Origin of the sequence: Microtetraspora niveoalba, from assembly GCF_001570405.1 — a bacterium.
Lineage (GTDB): Bacteria > Actinomycetota > Actinomycetes > Streptosporangiales > Streptosporangiaceae > Microtetraspora > Microtetraspora niveoalba.
The window spans coordinates 182,624-201,475 of the sequence record NZ_BBYM01000011.1 but is presented as its reverse complement, the minus strand read 5'-3'; the positions used below and the strand labels follow the sequence as shown (position 1 = coordinate 201,475).

General features: G+C 73.0%; 11 protein-coding genes. 8 read left to right on the top strand and 3 right to left on the bottom strand.

Annotation, left to right across the window (positions count from 1 at the left end; genetic code table 11):
- Nucleotides 1–28: 28 nt before the first annotated feature.
- The gene (mscL, locus tag AWQ70_RS12160; protein ID WP_067174409.1) at nt 29–451 is read right to left on the bottom strand and encodes a large conductance mechanosensitive channel protein MscL; all 423 of its coding nucleotides are present in this window, start codon (nt 449–451) and stop codon (nt 29–31) included.
- A 301-nt stretch (nt 452–752) separates the two neighbouring features.
- On the opposite strand from mscL, the gene AWQ70_RS12155 reads away from it, so the two are divergent.
- Nucleotides 753–2,381 carry a glycosyl hydrolase family 8 gene (locus tag AWQ70_RS12155; RefSeq protein WP_084516896.1) on the top strand — a complete coding sequence of 543 codons (1,629 nt, stop codon included), beginning with the start codon at nt 753–755 and terminating at the stop codon, nt 2,379–2,381.
- A 22-nt stretch (nt 2,382–2,403) separates the two neighbouring features.
- On the opposite strand, the gene AWQ70_RS12150 is transcribed toward AWQ70_RS12155, so the two are convergent.
- Both AWQ70_RS12150 and AWQ70_RS12145 read right to left on the bottom strand, forming a co-directional pair.
- Nucleotides 2,404–4,224, bottom strand: coding sequence for a serine/threonine-protein kinase (locus AWQ70_RS12150; protein WP_157530022.1), 1,821 nt, complete (start codon nt 4,222–4,224; stop codon nt 2,404–2,406).
- Nucleotides 4,211–5,215 (bottom strand): LacI family DNA-binding transcriptional regulator, encoded by a 1,005-nt coding sequence (locus AWQ70_RS12145; RefSeq protein WP_067174403.1) that lies wholly within the window; start codon nt 5,213–5,215, stop codon nt 4,211–4,213. Before AWQ70_RS12145 ends, AWQ70_RS12150 begins: the two co-directional genes overlap by 14 nt.
- Before the next feature lie 380 nt (nt 5,216–5,595).
- Between AWQ70_RS12145 and AWQ70_RS12140 the strand changes: the two genes are divergently transcribed.
- From AWQ70_RS12140 to AWQ70_RS12110, 7 genes are all read left to right on the top strand, one after another.
- Complete coding sequence (locus tag AWQ70_RS12140) at nt 5,596–6,291, top strand: DUF305 domain-containing protein (RefSeq protein WP_067174401.1); 696 nt, start codon at nt 5,596–5,598, stop codon at nt 6,289–6,291.
- Between the two features lie 163 nt (nt 6,292–6,454).
- On the top strand, nt 6,455–9,688 hold the full coding sequence (locus AWQ70_RS12135; protein WP_157530021.1) for an ATP-binding protein: 3,234 nt from the start codon (nt 6,455–6,457) through the stop codon (nt 9,686–9,688).
- A 204-nt stretch (nt 9,689–9,892) separates the two neighbouring features.
- Nucleotides 9,893–11,140 (top strand): alkyl sulfatase dimerization domain-containing protein, encoded by a 1,248-nt coding sequence (locus tag AWQ70_RS12130; RefSeq protein WP_067174395.1) that lies wholly within the window; start codon nt 9,893–9,895, stop codon nt 11,138–11,140.
- A 131-nt stretch (nt 11,141–11,271) separates the two neighbouring features.
- The gene (gene glgX, locus AWQ70_RS12125; RefSeq protein WP_245646921.1) at nt 11,272–13,389 is read left to right on the top strand and encodes a glycogen debranching protein GlgX; all 2,118 of its coding nucleotides are present in this window, start codon (nt 11,272–11,274) and stop codon (nt 13,387–13,389) included.
- Nucleotides 13,390–13,595: 206 nt separating this feature from the next.
- Nucleotides 13,596–15,920 (top strand): malto-oligosyltrehalose synthase, encoded by a 2,325-nt coding sequence (treY, locus tag AWQ70_RS12120; RefSeq protein ID WP_067174530.1) that lies wholly within the window; start codon nt 13,596–13,598, stop codon nt 15,918–15,920.
- Nucleotides 15,921–15,962: 42 nt separating this feature from the next.
- The gene (gene treZ / locus AWQ70_RS12115; protein ID WP_067174390.1) at nt 15,963–17,666 is read left to right on the top strand and encodes a malto-oligosyltrehalose trehalohydrolase; all 1,704 of its coding nucleotides are present in this window, start codon (nt 15,963–15,965) and stop codon (nt 17,664–17,666) included.
- Nucleotides 17,667–17,790: 124 nt separating this feature from the next.
- Nucleotides 17,791–18,852, top strand: coding sequence for an ATP-binding protein (locus AWQ70_RS12110; RefSeq protein WP_067174387.1), 1,062 nt, complete (start codon nt 17,791–17,793; stop codon nt 18,850–18,852).

Below are 18,852 nucleotides of genomic sequence, written 5' to 3'. Positions count from 1 at the left end.
AGGGCCGGGGAGACGGGGAGCGGCGGGGTCAGGCGGGGGACACCTCGGAGGCCGCGGTGAGGTCCGCGGTGCAGAACGCGCACCTGCGGGCCTTGACGGGGATGGTGCTCAGGCACTCGGGGCACTCCTTCTCGGTGGCCTCCTTGTCGCGGTCGAAGAGGCCGATCAGCCGGTTCATCGGCACGACCACCAGCCAGTAGATCACCGCGGCGATGATGAGGAACGTCAGCACGTGGTTGACGAAGTCGCCGTACTTGAACTCGCTGCCGTTGACCGTGAACGAGTACGCCGAGAAGTCGGGCTGCTTCCCGCCGGTCACCGCGCCGATCAGCGGCGTGATGAGATCCGCGACGAGGGCCTGGACGAGGCCGCTGAACGTGGCTCCGACGACGACGGCGATGGCCAGTTCGACGAGGTTCCCCCGCATCAGGAACTTCTTGAATCCGCTCATACGGCAACGACCTATCCCACCGACCGGGCCCGGTGCAAGAGCCGCCGTCCGCCGACGACACGGCGCACCGCACCAGCCCGTGCCCGACCCGCCGAGTCGGGCTCCCGCGAATTTGGGTCTTGACCGCCGCCCGCCGCGCTGTTCCCATGGCAATCAAAGTTAGGAACCTTTCCTAACTTGCACCCCGTCATGGCCGGCCGACCCGCGCACCGGATCCTCCGGGTCGCCGCGGGCCGACCCCCGCTCCCGATTCCCCCGCCCCTCCACCAGGAACTCCGTTCAGTGCACAGAGTGAGATGAGATGCGCATTCGACCACTGGTCATCGCCGCCGGACTGCTGCTGCCCCTGATCACGGCCCATCCGGCCGCCGCCGCCACCACCGTCTATCAGGCCGAGGACGCGACGCTGTCGGGAGCGTCCGCGGCGAGCAACCACACCGGGTACACCGGCACCGGCTTCGCCGACTACGACAACACCGCCGGCGGCTACGTGCAGTGGTCGGTGACCTCGGCCGCGGCCGGCCCCGCCACGCTGACCTTCCGCTACGCCAACGGCAAGACCTCCGGCCGCCCGATGGACATCGCGGTGAACGGGACCGCGGTGGCGACCGGCCTGTCCTTCGCCGGGACCGGCGGCTGGGACACCTGGGCCGACACGTCGGTCCAGGTCACCCTCAGGGCGGGCGCCAACACGGTCCGGGCCACCGCGACCGGCGCGGACGGCGGGCCGAACGTGGACAAGCTCACCGTCGTCAGCCAGGACGGCGGCAGCGGCGGCGGCCCCGCCGTGCCCTTCGGCAGCCACGGGTTCGCGTACGCGCCGGGGACGTTGCGCCCGACCGGCTCGCAGGCGACCCTCGACCAGAAGGTGGTCGACTACTACAACAAGTGGAAGGCCGCCTTCGTCCGGCAGAACTGCGGCAACGGCTGGTACCAGGTGATCTCGCCCGACGCCGACCACCCGTACGTCGCGGAGGCCCAGGGGTACGGCATGGTCGTCGTCGCCACCATGGCCGGGGCCGACCCGAACGCGAAGACCGTCTTCGACGGGATGGTCAAGTACATGCTCGCCCACCCGTCGGTGCACAACCGCGACCTGCTCGCGGCCGAACAGGACGCGTCCTGCAAGAGCGTCAACGGCTCCGACTCGGCGACGGACGGGGACCTGGACGTCGCCCTCGGCCTGCTCCTGGCCGACAGGCAGTGGGGCAGCTCCGGCACGTACAACTACAAGGACCTCGCCGTCCGGCACATCGACGCGATCAAGGCGAGCGAGGTGAACCCGGCCACCCACCTGATGCTGCTGGGCGACTGGAGCACTCCGGGTGACTCGCTGTACTACGTGACCCGGTCGTCCGACTGGCTGATCGACCACTTCCGCGCGTTCAGGAAGGCCACCGGCGACAGCGCGTGGGACACGATCAGGACGGCCCACCAGAACCTGATCACCTCCCAGCAGGCGAACTACGCGCCGAGCACCGGCCTGCTGGCGGACTTCGTGATCAATACCGACACCACCCCCAGGCCGCCGTCCGGCAAGGTGCTGGAGGACACGAACGACGGCAAGTACTGGTGGAACGCCTGCCGTGACCCGTGGCGCATCGGGACCGACGCCGTGACCAGCGGCGACAGCGCGTCCCTCGCCTCCGCCCGGAAGATCAACGCGTGGATCAGGAGCAAGACCGGCGGCAACGCGAACAGTGTCGCCACCGGATACTCGCTCAGCGGGTCGCAGATCAGCAGCGGCAGCGAGCCCGCCTTCTTCGCCCCGTTCGCGGTCGCCGCGATGACGGACCCGGGCAGCCAGGCGTGGCTCGACGCCCTGTGGACGAAGATGGTCAACACGTCGTTCTCGTCGAACGACTACTACTCGGCGAGCATCCAGCTCCAGGTGATGATCGTCGTCTCCGGCAACTACTGGCTCCCCTGACCGGCCCCTGCTGTCCCGGCGATCAGGTGCCCAGGGATCGGCTCAGCGCGGTGTGGACGTCGTCCAGGGCCGTGCCGAGCCGGCGCATCAGCGCGGCGGCCAGCTTGCCCTCGCGCAGCCGGTCGCCGAGCTTGGTCCTGACGTGGGCCACACCGGCGACGTCGCGGCCGGTGACGGAGTTGTGCAGGACCTGCCTGAGGTCGAGCGCCGCGTCCGCGCTGATCTCGTCCCGGGAGAGCCCCTCGGTGAGGAGCAGGTCGAAGCGGGCCACCGCCCGATCCAGGGAGGCCCGCTTCGACGTCGCGAGCGGCAGCGTGGACACGCCGGGGTCCCGATCCTTCGTGTCCGCCTGCCGCGTACGGGCCGGGCGCGGGCGGTGGTCGTCCGGCGCCGGCCGGGAGTCGCCGGGGGTGGACGCTTCGGGGGTGGGCCGCCGGGGCCGGGAGTCCGGTGGGGGAGTCCCACCCGGGCCCGTCCCACCTCCCGTCCCATCGCCTGTCCCATCGTCCGCGGCGGGCCGCCGCGCGGGCCGGTCCACGGTCTCGCCGGCATCACCGTCGCCGCCCGCCTCCGGCAGGCCGTTCCGGGACGACGGCGGGTCCGGGTCCGCCGCCGCCGTCTCGGCCGGGGCGGAGCCGGTCGGCGCGTGCCCGCCGGCCTCGGCGGCGCCGCCCGGCTCCCCGGGCTTCCCCGACTCTCCGGGCGGCCGGGTCACCTGCCGTTCCTCCTCCGCCTGCGCGGTGACGCCCGAAGCTCCGGACGACGGGACCGCCAGGACCGAGGGGTGCGGCGGCGCCCCGGAGACGACGGCGTCCCGCGCCCCGCCGAACTGCGACCACACCAGCAGACCGGCGGCCACCGCCCCGGCGGCCGCGCCCCATCCCCGCCGATGCCGCCGGTCGCGCGAAGCGCCGGGTGCGAGCGAGGCCGCCGCCGCGCGCCATCCCCAGCGGTCCCGTCCGCCCCGGGACGTGTGCGGCGCGAGCGAATCGGTCGCCCCGTCCCGTCCGCCCGGGGGCGGGTCCGGCGCGAGCAGTTCGGCCACCTCGCGGGCGCTCGGCCGTACGGCGGGGTCGGGGGAGAGGCAGCGGTGGCACAGCTCGGCGACCGCGGCGGGCAGGCCCGGCACGTCGGGCATCGGCGGCGGGGCCTCGCGCCGGGCCGCCTCGATGCCCTCCCACGTCGTCTCCGGGTACGGCGGGGCACCGGTGAGCATCTCGTACAGCAGCACGCCCAGGGCGTACACGTCGACCGCGGGGTCGGCGGTCATCCCGCGCAACCGCTCCGGAGCGACGTACGGCGGCGTGCCGAAGTCGGCCACGAGGTGGTCGTCGGCCTCGCCGGTGAAGGCGGCGATGCCGAAGTCGAGCAGCTTCGCCCCGTTGGGGGTGAGCAGCACGTTCTCCGGTGTGACGTCGCGGTGGACGATGCCGCGCTCGTGGGCGGCGGCGAGCACCCGCGCCAGCCGGGTGGCGATCGGCGCCGCCTCCGCCAGGGGGAGCGGCCCCTCGGCGAGGCGGTCGGCCAGCGAGCGTCCCTCCAGGAGCCGCATGACCACGTACGCGGCGAGGCGGCCGCCGTTCGTCACGGTCTCGCCGTAGTCGTACACCTCGATCGCGTCGGGGTGGATCAGCCGGGCGGTCGCCCGCGCCTCGCGGCGGATCAGCTCGCGGCCGGGATGGTCCCCGCCGAGCGCGCCGTCCAGCACCTTGATCGCGACGGTGCGCTGGAGCGACTGGTCGAATGCGCGCCAGATGACCGACATCCCGCCCGTCGCGATCCTCTCCTGCAGGAGATAACGACGGGTCAGGACGTCGCCCTCGCGGAGCTCAGGACGATTCACGGACCACCAGTTCCGTGGGCAGCACCGGGTCGCCCTCGGAGGTCCCTCCCCCGGCCACCGAGGCGAGGAGCAGTCTGGCGGCGAGCGAGGCGAGCTCCTCGACGGGCTGGCGGACCGTGGTCAGGGTGGGGGAGGTGTGCCGGGCGATCGGCGCGTCGTCGAAGCCGACCACGGCGACGTCGTCCGGCACCTTCCGGCCGGAACGGCGCAGCGTCTGCATCGCCCCGGCGGCCATCACGTCCGACGCGGCGAAGACGGCGTCCAGGTGCGGCGCCCGTTGCAGCAGCCACTGCATGGCGTGCGCGCCGGAGGCGTGGCTGAAGTCGCCGTACGCCACCGGCGGCTCGGGGAGCCCGGCGTCGCGGAGCGTCGTGCGGAACCCGTCCAGCCGGTCCCTGGCGGCGGGGAGCGTCGGGGGCCCGGCGATCGTGGCGATGACCCTGCGGTCGCTCAGCAGGAGGTGCTCGGCCGCCTGCCGCCCGCCGTCCCGGTTGTCCATGTCGACGTACGGCAGCTCGACGCCGTCCGGCGGGCGGCCCGCGCAGCGTACGGGGACGCCCGACGCGGCGAGGGTGACCGCGAGCGGGTGCCGCGATCTGGAGCTCACGAGGAGCACGCCGTCCACCGCCCCGGCGACGAGCGGCGGGGCGGCGATCGCCGAGGTGGCGGGTGTGGCGGTCATCACGACCATGGGGACGCCGTGCGCCGCCAGCGCCTCCTCGCAGCCCGAGAGCAGCCTGGCGTAGAAGGGCTCGCTGAAGAGTCTCGGGGTCTGCTCGCAGACGACGGCCGCGATGATCTGGTCGGTGCGCCTGCCTCCGGAACCGCGGGGCGCGCGACGCCGCACGTAGCCGAGGCGGGACATCGCGTCGTGCACCTGGCGGCGGGTGGACGTCGTCACGCGGACCGAGCCGGTCAGGACCCGGGACGCGGTCGCCGGGGAGACGCCTGCTGCGGCGGCTACCTCGGCGAGGGTGGGAAGATCGGCCATTCCGGTCTCCTCGGCCCGAAGTGTTACGGCTTGGGAGCGCTCCCAACGGAACGTATCACTGTTTCGTGCGTGTCAACAGAGGTTTCATCCGTATGAAACCTTTCGGAGTATTCGTCGGGAGTTCGGTATGGTCGGAGGCCGCGCGTCGCGCTGTTTCCGGCCGTGGTGAATGGCGATTTTCGCGGCGGAGCACACGAACGCATTGTGGTGAATGCCGAGAAGAACGCGGGTTGACCGCCGACTTTACCGCCATGGTCGAACTGAGTTACGAAGCGGCGGCCCCTCAGGGCGGTAGGGTCCTGACAAAGGGATCACGGACCGGCCGATGCCCATCTTTCGGTCCATCACATACAAGCCCCGCTGAGAAAGGTTCCTTCTGAGTGACCAGCTTTAGCCGGATCGTTCTGCCCGCCGCCACGAGTGCGGTCGTGCTGACCTTGCTCGCCGGGTGTTCCGGCTCCGGCACGGACGCCGCGGCCCCGTCCCCGTCCGCCTCGGTGGCGGCGTCGGACTCCGCGACCGCCGCGCCGTCGGAGTCCCCGGCGGAGACGCCCACGGAGGCGCCCGCCGAGACGCCCTCCGCCACCGACGACACGCCGGCCTCCCCGGACCCCGCGGGCGCCGCGGGGCACAACGACGCGGACGTCTCCTTCGCGAAGATGATGATCCCCCACCACCTCCAGGCCATCGACATGGCCGGCCTCGCCCGGACCCAGGCGGGCGACCAGTGGATCAGGGACCTGGCCGCGAAGATCACCGAGGCGCAGGACCCGGAGATCCGGACCATGAAGGGGTGGCTGGACGGCTGGGGCGAGGAACCCCTCCCGCGTGACCACGCGATGCCGGGCATGTCGTCCGCCGCCGAGATGGACAAGCTCGCCAAGGCCGACGGCTCCCCGTTCGACCGGCTCTTCGTCACCATGATGATCAAGCACCACACGGGCGCGATCAAGATGGCCGAGGAGGAGCGGGCGTCGGGCGCGTTCGCGGAGGCGAAGGCGATGGCCGAGACGATCGTCGCCACCCAGAAGGCCGAGATCAAGGAGATGAAGGCCTACCTCGCCAAGCTCAAGTGACGTGCCCCGGCGTCGAGCCGGGCCGAAGTGACCTGCCCGGTGCCGGGCCGGGGTGACGGCCCGGCGCGCGTCAGGCCGGGAGAGTGACGCGGTCACCGGCCGGCCGATCCCCGAGATCACGACATATCTGGATAAAGTCTGGGCGCACGGTGCGACCAGGAGAGTGACTGACGTGGAGTTCCGGCTGCTCGGCCCGGTCTCGGTGATCGGCGACGACGGTGTCGTGCTCGACACGGGCCCGTCGCAGCAGCGCGCCGTGCTCGCCCTCTGCATGCTGGCCGCGCCCCGGCCGATCGGCGCCGCCCGCATCATGGACGCGCTGTGGCCGGAGGAGCGGCCTCCGAGGGCCGTCAACACCGTCCAGGCGTACATCTCCAAGCTCCGCCGCGTCTTCGAGCCGGGCCGCAGCCGGAGGGACAGCCCGTCCGTGCTGGTCAGCAGGCCGGGCGGGTACGCGCTCGTCATGCCCCACGGCGGCTACGACCTGGGCCGGGCCAGGGACCGGATCGCCGAGGGGCGACGGCTGCTCGGCGCCGGGGACCACGCGCGGGGCGCCGGCGAGCTGCGGCGCGCGCTGGCCGAATGGCGTGGTGAGCCCCTCTCCGGCTTCGAGGACGAGCCCTGGGCGCGCGACGACATCACCCACCTGGCCGAGCTGCGGCTCACGGTCGTCGAGGACGCCTCCGAGGCGGAGCTCCTCCTCGGCATGGGGCCGGAGCTCGCGCCGGGGCTGACCCGGCTGCTGCCCGCCCACCCGTTGCGCGAACGGCTGCGCCGGGCCACGGCGCACGCGCTCTACCAGGCGGGACGGCAGGCGGAGGCGCTCTCCGTGCTCTCCGAGGGACGCCGGATGCTCGTCGACGAGCTCGGCCTCGACCCCGATCCCCGTTCCCGGGAGCTGGAACAGCGGATCCTCTCCCAGGACCCCGCCCTCATGCCCGTCCGAACCGTCACACGTGTGACCCCGGCAGCGTCCGCCCTCCCCGCGCCGGCTCCGTACCCCGGGGCGCTGCCGAGCCGCCTGATCGGGCGGGCGGCCGAGGCGGAGGTGCTGCGCCGCGCCGTGACCTCCCCCGGCCACCGGGTCGTCCTCGTCACCGGCGAGCCGGGCATCGGCAAGACCAGCCTGGCCGAGGACGCCGCCCGCCACGCCCACAGGGTCGTCTTCGCCCGCTGCTGGGACGGGACCGGCGCCCCGCCGTACTGGCCGTGGGCCCAGGCCGTACGGGAGCTGACCGGCAGGGCCGGGGAGCTGGCCGACATCACCGGGGCGACCGGGGAGTTCGCCCTCTACGAGGCGTTCGCGCGGCTCGTCGGCGGGCACGGCCGGGTGCTGGTCGTCGTCGACGACCTCCAGTGGGCCGACGCCTCGTCGCTGCGCCTGCTGGAGTTCCTGGCCGTCACCCGGACCTGCCCCGAGCTGACCGTGGTGGCCACCTACCGCGACACCGAGGTGGGGGAGCCGCTCGCCCGAGCCCTGTCCACGCTCGTACGGCTCCCGCACGTCGAACGCGTCGCCCTCGGCGGCCTGCCGGAGGAGGCCGTCGCCGAGTACCTCGAACGGGCGGGGGCCGACGCCACCCGGGCGGCGGAGGTGACCAGGCGGACGGGCGGCAACCCGTTCTTCCTCGGAGAGGTGGTCCACCTCGGCGCGGACGCGCCCGGCGCGATCGCCGACGTGCTGCGCGGCAGGATGGCGGCCATGCCGCCGGGCGCCCCGGAGGTGCTCTCCGCCGCCGCCCTGCTGGGACGCGAGGCCGAGCTGGGCGTCCTCCTCGACATCGTGGACACGCCGCGCGACCAGGTGCTCGACGTGCTCGACGCCGCGGTCCAGGCGCGGCTGCTGACCGAGAGCGGGCTGGTCTACCGCTTCGCCCACGACATCGTCAGGGACGCGCTGCGGGACGGGCTCGCGCCGCTGCGGCGCCGCCGCCTGCACGCCCGCGTGGCCACCGCGCTCGAACGGCGCGGCACCCACCTGGCCGAGCTGGCCCACCACTACCGCGAGGGCCTGGTCATCGCCGGGATGGCGGGCAAGGCCGTCGAGTACGCCCGCCGGGCGGCGGCGCACGCCACGTCCCAGTTCGCGTACGAGGACGCCGCCGAGCACCTGGGCCACGCCGTCCTGCTGACCGGGCGGCTTCCGGTGACCGACCGGGCGCTGAGATGCGACCTGCTGCTCGAACTGGCCGCCGCGCAGGCCGCGGCCGGCATGACCACGCGGGTGCGCGCGTCGCTGGAGGAGGCCGCCGAGATCGCCGAGGCGCTCGGGGACGACGAGCGGCTGGCCCGCGCCGTTCTTGGCTTCTCCGACCCGCTCGCGTGGGCGATGTACGAGGAGTGGGCGGCCGGGGACGCGCTCGCCGGGCGGGTCGAACGTGTCCTGCGCGCCCACGCCCGCGAGGGGGCGCCGTGGCGGTCCCACCTGCTGTCCGCGGCCGCCGTCACCGGCGCCTTCTCCCGTCCGGTCCGCGAGAGTGTCGCCCTCGCCCGGGAGGCGGTGCGCGAGGCGCGGCGGACGGGGGACGACCACGCGCTGCTGCGCGGCCTCAGCGCGTACGAGATCCTCTCGCGAGGGGTCGCGACGCACGCCGAACGGCGGGCGGTCATCGACGAGATGGCGGAGGTGGCCCGGCGCGTCGGCGACCCGGTGTCCGAGTGGCTGGCCCGCGAGGCCCTCTACGTCGAGCTGGCCGGGCAGGGGGACGACGAGCGGGCGGGGCCGCTCCTCGACCGGCTGCGCGAGACGGCGCGACGGATCCGCCGGCCTGCCCTGCTCGGCCTCGCGGCGTGGCTCGCCGCGGTCCGCGCGTACACACGGGGCGACCTGGACGGGGCGCTCGCCGAGGCGGAGGAGTCGGCCCGCGTCCACCCCGAGGGCGCGCTCGGCGGGGACGACGCGGCCGTGCGGGAGCGGGTCTTCCGGTTCCTGCTGCTGCGGGCGCGCGGCGAGACGGCGGCGGCGCTCGCCCTGTCGGAGGAGATGCTCGCGGTCAGGCCGGGCCAGCCGGGCTGGCTGGTCCCGCGCTGCGTCGCCCTGCTCGACGCCGGCCGTCGCGCCGAGGCCGCCGACGTCCTCGCGGAGCTGGCGCGCGGCGACTTCGCCGGCATCGAGGGCGACCTCGTGTACCGGTACATCCCCGACCTGCTGAGCGAGGCGTGCCTGGAGCTGGGGGACGCCGCGGCGTCCCGGGCGCTCTACCGGCTGCTCGCGCCGAGCGCCGGACGCCTGCTCGGCTGGTCGGTGGCCGACCTGTGCCTCGGGCGGCTGGCGCTCGCGTTCGGGGACCGGGAGGCCGCGGTCCGGCACCTCCGGGCCGCGCTCGACCTCGTCGCCAGGTCGGGGGCCGTGCTCTATGAGGTCCCCGTACGCGGGCTCCTCGCCCGGGTGGGCTGACGCGCGGCCGAGCACCGGCACCGCGGTCGCCGCCATGGCGGGCGTGCTGCCACCGGCGGTCACGGGGCATTGGTACAGCGAGCGGCGGATCCGTCCGAGGGGTGCGGCACGGCGTCGACCGTCGCGGGACTGCTCATGCCGGGGGAGGCGCGCCGGCCGCGCCGCCATCCGCCCGGAGCCGGACAAGGAAAGGCTGGCTTCCCGATGAACATCACCGAGTACGCCGACAGCGTCTGGCGGGGCGAGCTCCCCGACAACATCGTGCACACGGGACTCGCCGGGCAGGGCTTCGTCGAGGTCGCCGACGGCGTCGGCTTCCGCAGCGGGTTCGGCAACACGATCGCGCTTCGCGAGGGCGGGGAGGTGATGCTGTTCGACACCGGCAACCCCTTCGACGCGGACCGGCTGCACGCCGAGCTGCGGGCGTGGACCGACGAGCCGGTGACGACCGTGATCTATTCGCACGGGCACATCGACCACGTGTCGGGCGTGGGGCCGTTCGACGCGGAGGCCGACACGGCGGCGAGGCCCAGGCCCACGGTGGTGGCGCACGAGGCGCTCCCCGCCCGTTTCGACCGGTACATCCTCACGAACGGCTACAACGCGGTGATCAACCAGCGGCAGTTCCAGGTGCCGGACCTGACCTGGCCGACCGAGTACCGCTACCCCGACGTGACGTACCGCGACGAGCTGACGGTCGGGCCCGTCGAGCTCTTCCACGCCAAGGGCGAGACCGACGACGCGAGCGTCGGGTGGGTGCCGTCGCGGCGCGTCCTGCTTCCCGGCGACCTGTTCATCTGGGTGAGCCCCAACTGCGGCAACCCGCAGAAGGTGCAGCGCTACCCCCGCGAGTGGGCCGTCGCGCTGCGCCGGATGGCCGCGCTCGGCGCGGAGACCATGCTGCCGAGCCACGGCGCCCCGATCTTCGGCGCCGACCGGGTCGAGCAGGCGCTGACCGAGACGGCGGAGTGGCTGGAGAGCATCGTCGAACGCTCCCTGGAGATGCTCAACGAGGGGGCCAGGCTGGACGACATCGTCCGGGCCGTACGGCCTCCGGCGCGGCTGGCGGACCGGCCCTACCTGCGGCCGCACTACGACGATCCGGAGTTCGTGGTGCGCAACATCTGGCGGTTGTACGGCGGCTGGTACGACGGCAACCCCGCCCACCTGAAGCCCGCGCCCGACGCCGTGCTCGCCGCGGCCGTGGCCGAGCTGGCGGGAGGCACGGAGCGGCTGTGCGAGGCCGCGCTCAAGGCGCTGGCCGACGGCGACCAGCGGCTGGCGGGGCACTTCGCGGAGATGGCCGCGCAGGCCGCGCCGCACGATCCCGCGGCGCATCTCGTGCGCGCCCGGGTGTACGCCGCCCGCGCCGCGTCGGAGGCGTCCCTGATGGCGAGGGGCGTGTTCACCTGGGCGGCCGAGGAGTCACGGAAGGCCGCCGGAGGCGCCTGACCGGGAGCCGGACCGGAACGACGGCCCGCCCGGCTCGGTGACCCCGTCGCCGCTCCCTGGGAAATCCCGGACACATGTCTTTAACATCGCCGAACTGTCGAAGTCCCCGGAGGGTGGGAACGATGGCGTGCGTGAACGAGCGCAGGGAGATTTGGCCGGGGGACCCCTATCCGCTTGGGGCCGCATACGACGGCGCGGGCACGAACTTCGCACTCTTCACGGAGGTCGCGGAGAAGGTCGAGCTCTGCCTGTTCGACGAGGAGGACGCCGAGGAGCGGGTGCAGCTCACCGAGGTGGAGGGGTTCGTCTGGCACTGCTACCTGCCGGGCGTCGGCCCCGGCCAGCGGTACGGCTACCGGGTCCACGGGCCGTACCAGCCGGCCCGGGGGCAGCGCTGCAACCCCGCCAAGCTGCTGCTCGACCCGTACGCGAAGGCCGTCGAGGGCGCCGTCCGCTGGGACCAGGCGGTGTACGGCTACCGCTTCGGCGAGCCGGACAGCCGCGACGACAGCGACTCGGCGCCGTACATGCCGCGCGCGGTCGTGACGAACCCGTTCTTCGGGTGGGGGCACGACCGGCCGCCCGCGACGCCGTACCACGACACCGTGATCTACGAGGCGCACGTGCGCGGGCTGACGATCCGCCACCCGGGGATCCCCGAGCGGATCAGGGGCACCTACGCGGCGCTCGGGCACCCCGAGATCGTCGACCACCTGACCTCGCTCGGGGTGACCGCGATCGAGCTGATGCCGGTCCACCAGTTCGTCACCGACCACGTGCTGGAGAAACGCGGCCTGACGAACTACTGGGGATACAACACCATCGGCTTCTTCGCCCCGCACAACGAGTACTCCAGCTCCGGGCAGCGCGGCGAGCAGGTGCTGGAGTTCAAGGCGATGGTGAAGGCCCTGCACGAGGCCGACATCGAGGTCATCCTCGACGTGGTCTACAACCACACCGCCGAGGGCAACCATCTCGGGCCGACCCTGTCGATGCGGGGCATCGACAACGCCAACTACTACCGCCTGGTGGAGGACCACCCGGCGTACTACATGGACACCACCGGCACCGGCAACAGCCTGCTGATGCGCAGCCCGCACGCGCTGCAGCTCATCATGGACTCGCTGAGGTACTGGGTCAGCGACATGCACGTGGACGGCTTCCGCTTCGACCTCGCCTCCTCGCTGGCCCGGGAGCTGCACGCGGTGGACCGGCTGAGCGTCTTCTTCGACCTCGTCCAGCAGGACCCCGTGCTCTCGCAGGTCAAGCTCATCGCCGAGCCCTGGGACGTCGGGCCGGGCGGCTACCAGGTGGGCAACTTCCCGGCGCGCTGGACGGAATGGAACGGCCGCTACCGCGACACGATCCGCGACCTGTGGCGGGGCGAGCCGGCCGCGCTGCCCGAGTTCGCCTCGCGGCTGACCGGGTCGAGCGACCTCTACCAGGACGACAGCCGCCGCCCGGCCGCGTCCATCAACTTCGTCACCTGCCACGACGGGTTCACCCTCCAGGACCTGGTGTCGTACGAGGCCAAGCACAACGAGGCGAACGGCGAGGAGGGCAGGGACGGCGCGGACGACAACCGGTCGTGGAACTGCGGCGTCGAGGGGCCGGCGACCGGGCCGGTGGCGCAGCTCCGGGAGCGGCAGAAGCGCAACCTCCTCGCCACGCTGTTCCTCTCCCAGGGCGTGCCGATGCTCTCGCACGGCGACGAGATGGGCCGGACGCAGGGCGGCAACAACAACGCCTACTGCCAGGACAACGAGACGAGCTGGGTGGACTGGTCCGACACCCGGGAGAACCGGCTGCTCCTGGACTTCACCCGGCGGCTCTCGCGGTTGCGCCGCGACCACCCCGTCTTCCGGCGCCGCCGGTTCTTCTACGGCAGGCCGGAGCGCGGCTCGCACGACGAGCTGAGCGACATCGCCTGGCTCACGCCGTCCGGCACGGAGATGACGGACCAGGACTGGCGCAACGGCTATGCCCGCGCGCTCGCCGTGTTCCTCAACGGCGACGCCATCACCGAGCCCGACCGGCGCGGCCGGAAGATCACCGACGACTCCTTCCTGCTGCTGTTCAACGCCCACAACGAGGTCATCAGGTTCACCGTCCCGACCGGCTTCGGCGAGATGTGGACGACCGCGCTCGACACGGCGCGGCCGATCGCGGCCGACGCACGCGTCTGCCGGGCCGGTGAGGAGGTGCCGGTGTCCGGCCGCTCGGTGCGGGTCCTGCGCCGAGCCGGGTGACGCGCGCCGCGATGGCCTGGCGGTGACGTGTCCGCGCCGTCACTATGAGACGGGAGCCAGGGGTACGGATCACCGCGGGGCCGCGCCACCCGGCACGGGGGATGCCGGGCGACGGGTGCGCCGGGGCCGGCGCGGCGACGCGGCGGCGGCCGGTGAGATCCGCGGGGCGCGCCCCGGCCCGGAAGGACCCGACGAAGGGCGGTGCCGTGACCTCGACCTCGACCTCGACCTCGACCTACAGACTGCAGCTCACCCCCGACCTCGGTTTCGCGGACGCGGCCGAGCTGACCGGCTATCTCCGCGAGCTCGGCGTCGGCGCCCTCTATCTCTCGCCGATCCTGCAGGCCGTGCCCGAGTCCGGGCACGGGTACGACGTCACCGACCACACCGCCGTACGGGCCGAGTTCGGGGGCCTGCCGGGGTTGCGCGCCCTGGCCGCGAGGGGCCTGCCGCTGGTCGCCGACGTGGTGCCGAACCACATGACCGTGCCGGTTCCCGAGTCGCGCAACGCCCCGCTGTGGGCGGCGCTGCGGGACGGCCCGGCCTCGCCCTACGCCCGGTGGTTCGACCTGGAGTGGCCGGTCGCGCTCCCGGTGCTCGGCGACGACGCGGGCGACCCGTACGCCGCCGGAGCCGGTAACGAGGGCGGGGACGGGGCCGATGGGTTCTCCGTGGACGGTGACGTGCTGCGCTACCACGAGCACGAGTTCCCGATCAGGCCGGGCACCGAGGGCCTCCCGCTGCCCGAGCTGCTCCGCGTCCAGCACTACCGGCTGGTCGGCTGGCGCGAGAGCCCCGGCTACCGGCGGTTCTTCGACGTCTCCTCGCTCATAGGGCTGCGGGTGGAGGACCCGGAGGTCCACGAGGCCACCCACGCGGTGATCCTCACGCTCCTCGACGAGGGGGTGCTCCACGGTCTCCGCGTGGACCACCCGGACGGCCTGGCCGACCCGTACGGCTATCTCCGGCGGCTGCGTCCCCGCGTCCCCGGCCCGCTGTGGGTCGAGAAGATCCTGATCGACGGCGAGCGGCTGCCGGAGGACTGGCCGTGCGACGGCACGACCGGGTACGACGCGCTCAACATGGTCACCCGCCTGTTCGTGGACCCGGCGTCGCGGGAGGAGCTCGTCAAGACGTTCGCCCGGCACACGGGCGTGACCGACGACTACGAGGCCGTGCGGTACGAGGCGAAGAAGCACGTCGTCGAGCTGTTCTTCCGCGGCGAGATCGACCGGCTCACCGCCGCCATGACGGTGCCCGCTCCGCACGCCGGGGACGGCGACGGGGACGGCGACCCGGACGAGGACGAGGACGGGCGGGTGCCGCGCGAGGCGGTGGTCGAGCTGCTCGCCGCGATGCCCGTCTACCGGGCGTACGTCGACCCGGGCGAGCCGCCGTCGGTGGAGACGGTCCACATCGTGCGGAGGGCGGCGCGGGAGGCGGCCGGACGCGCCGATCCCGCCGCCGTCGCGCGGGCCGCCGACCTGGTCCTGTACGGCCCGGCCGAGGCGGTGACCCGGTTCCAGCAGACCTGCGGCCCGGTGATGGCCAAGGGGGTGGAGGACACCGCGCTCTATCGGTGGTTCCCGCTGGCCGCTCTCAACGAGGTCGGCGGCGAGCCGGACCGGTTCGGGGTGTCGGCGGCGGAGTTCCACGAGTTCTGCGCCGGGCTGCCGCCGCGGACGATGACCACCCTGTCCACCCACGACACGAAACGGTCGGAGGACGTGCGGGCCCGGCTCTCGGTTCTGTCGGAGATGCCGGACGAGTGGGCGCTCGCGGTGGACTCCTGGGCGGCCGAGGTGGCGTTCGATCCCCGGCTCGACTATCTGGGCTGGCAGACGTTGATGGCGTCCTGGCCGATCAGCCCCGAGCGTTTCACGAAATATCTGCTCAAGGCGGCACGAGAGGCCAAGACATCGATCTCCTGGCAGAACCGCGACCCCGCGTACGAGAGCGGCGTCCGGCGGTTCGCCCGGGAGGCGATCGACGTCTGCGGCGGCTCGGTGGCCGCCTTCACGGCCGTCGTGGACCGGTACGCCCGGGTCAACTCCCTCGGCCAGAAGGCGGTCCAGCTCATGATGCCGGGGGTCCCCGACGTCTACCAGGGCAACGAGACCACGGACTTCTCGCTGGTCGATCCGGACAACCGGCGTCCGGTGGACTTCCGCGCGCGCCGGGCGCTGCTGGCCGACGTGCTCGTCCCGGGCGCCCGCCCCACCACCTGGGACGGGCAGAAGATGCTGGTCACCGCCACCGCGTTGCGGCTGCGGAGCCGGCTCGACCCGGTCGCGCCGTACGCGCCGGTGGAGGCGGGCGAGCACGCGGTCGCCTTCGCGCGCGGGGACCAGGCGGTGGTGGTGGCGACCCGCCTGCCCGTGGGGCTCGAACGGCACGGCGGTTGGGGAGGCGAGACCCTCATGCTTCCCCCGGGCCGGTGGCGCGACCTGCTGACGGGACGCGAGCACACCGGACGTGTCCCGATGGGGCACCTTCTGTCCTGGTATCCGGTCGCGATCCTCGGCCGGTGACCCGTGGACTCCCCCATATACGACGACAACGACGGGAGAGGCATGTTCGAGGTCTGGGCACCCGAGGCGGAACGCGTGGAGGTCGAGTCGGGGGGCGTCAGGCGGGACATGACGGCCGGCCCGGGCGGCTGGTGGCACGCCCCCGGAGGTGAGCACGGCGACGACTACGCGTTCCACGTGGACGGGGAGGGGCCCTTCCCCGACCCCCGGACGCGGCGGCAGCCGTACGGCGTGGAGGGGCCGAGCCGGGTCTACGACCACGACCGGTACACCTGGAGCGACCAGGACTGGCACGGTCGCGACCTGCGCGGATCGGTCATCTACGAGCTGCACGTCGGCACGTTCACGCGGGAGGGCACCTTCGCCGCCGTCGCGGAGCGGCTGCGCCACCTGGTCGACCTCGGCGTCGACTTCGTCGAGATCATGCCGGTGCCGCCGGTCCCGGGGCGGCGCAACTGGGGGTACGACGGCGTCGACCTCTACGCGGTCAACGAGGAGTACGGCGGGCCCGACGGGCTGAAGGACCTGGTGGACGCCTGCCACCGGGCCGGGATCGGCGTGATCCTCGACGTCGTCTACAACCATCTGGGGCCGTCGGGGAACTACCTGTCGAAGTTCGGGCCGTACCTGCACGGCTTCAAGGGGTCGTACTGGGGCGACGCGGTCAACCTGGACGGCCCCGGCTCCGACGAGGTCCGGCGCTACTTCATCGAGAACGCGCTGCAGTGGCTGCGCGACTACCACGTCGACGGCCTCCGGCTGGACGCCGTGCACGCGCTGCACGACCGGCGCGCGGTGCACTTCCTCGAAGAGCTGTCGGCCGAGGTGGAGGCGTTGTCCACGAACCTGGGACGCCCACTCACGCTGATCGCCGAGTCCGACCTGAACGACCCGCGCCTGGTCACCTCGCGCGAGGCGGGCGGGCTGGGGATGCACGCGGCGTGGAACGACGACGTCCACCACGCGGTCCACGCGGCCGTGACGGGGGAGCGGCACGCCTACTACGCCGACTTCGCCGAGCTGTCCGCCCTGGCCAAGGTGCTCACGTCCGGATATTTCCATGACGGCGGCTACTCGTCGTTCCGGGGGCGCAGCCACGGCAGGCCGGCGAACGGCGTCCCCGGATACCGGTTCGTCTGCTGCGTGCAGAACCACGACCAGATCGGCAACCGGCCGCTCGGCGACCGCATGGAGCCCGAGCAGCTCTGGATCGCCTCCGGCCTGCTGCTCACCTCGCCGTTCACGCCGATGTTGTTCATGGGCGAGGAGTGGGGGGCGCGGACGCCGTTCTACTTCTTCACCGACCACCACGACCCGGCGCTCGCCGACGGCGAGGCCGAGCGGCGCAGGCGCGAGTTCGAGGGGTTCGGCTACGACTGGAAGGCTCCCGACCCGCAGGACGAGGCCACGTTCCTGCGCTCCAAGCTCGACTGGAGCGAGATCTCCGAGGACGGCGGGATGTCGCTGCTCGGCTGGTACCGCGACCTCATCGCGCTGCGCAAGACGCATCCCGACCTCGCCGACCCGCGCCTCGACCGCGTGCGGGTCCGCTTCGACGAGGAGCGCCACTTCCTGGTGATGGACCGGGGGTCCCTGCGGGTCGCGGCCAACTTCGGCTCCTTCCCCATCCCCGTACGGCTCTCGCCGGGGGCCAAGCACGTGCTGCTCGCCTCCGACGACGCGGTCCGGATGATGGACGGCGACCTCTACCTCCCCGCGCAGTCCCTCGCCGTCGCCCAGGTCTGACACACAGGTCTGACGCACAGGTCGCGTTCCCGGCTGCTGTCAGCCGGTCACTGAGCTTCTGCCAGCCGGGCATGTCCCGATAAATCGGGTGCTTTCCGGTAGGTCGTACGGGAGCCTGGTCGCCATGCAGGCCACCGTGACCGTGACCCCGGCGCAGCTTCCCGACGTGCTGCTGCACGTCGCCGTCGTGCGGCCGGTGTTCCTCTGGGGAGCGCCGGGCATCGGGAAGAGCTCGCTGGTCCAGGCGTTCGCCGCGTCGCTCGGGCTGGACTGCGTCACGTTGCTCGGCACGCAGCTCGCCCCCGAGGACCTCATCGGCGTGCCCCAGATCGTGGACGGCCGCAGCCGGTTCGCACCCCCCGAGACCATCGCGCGCGACGAGCCGTACTGCCTGTTCCTCGACGAGCTCAACGCCTCGTCTCCCGAGGTGCAGAAGGCGTTCTACTCGCTGATCCTCGACCGCCGCATCGGCGCGTACGAGCTGCCCGAGGGGTCGGTCGTCATCGGAGCGGGCAACCGGGCGTCCGACAACGCCCTCGCCAGGCCGATGGCGTCCGCTCTGGTCAACCGGATGGTGCACGTCCACCTGCGGGCCTCGGCCGACGACTGGCTGACATGGGCGGCCGGCAACGGCATCCACCCCTGGATCGCCGACTATCTCGTGCAGCGGCCCGACCACCTGTGGAGCCCCGCGCCGAAGACCGAGGAGCCGTTCTCCACGCCGCGCGGCTGGCACATGTTGTCCGACGCCGTCCACTCGTACGGCGAGGGCCTCGACGACGACACGCTGGCCGTCCTCGCCCACGGCACGCTCACCGCGTCGCACGCCTCGGCGTTCCGCGCGTACGTCAAGACGGTGCGGCACGCGTACGACCTGGACGCCGTGCTCAAGGGCGACGCGGGCTGGCCGCGCGGGCCCGAGGACCGCGACCTGCTGTACTTCCTGGCCGAGACGTTCCGCGCCCGGCTCGTCCGCGGGCTGCCCGCCTCGAAGGAGCACGCCCCGGCGGCCGGGCGGCAGCTCGCGTTCCGGGCCAAGACCCTGCTCGTCGAGCTGGCCGAGATCTCGCTCGAATGCGCCCAGCTCGTCATCGCCACCGACGACGACGGCGCTCCGGTGCTGCCCTCATGGTTCCTCGTCGAGGTCAGCCGGGACCTGCCCCGGCTCGCCTCCGCCCGGAGCTGA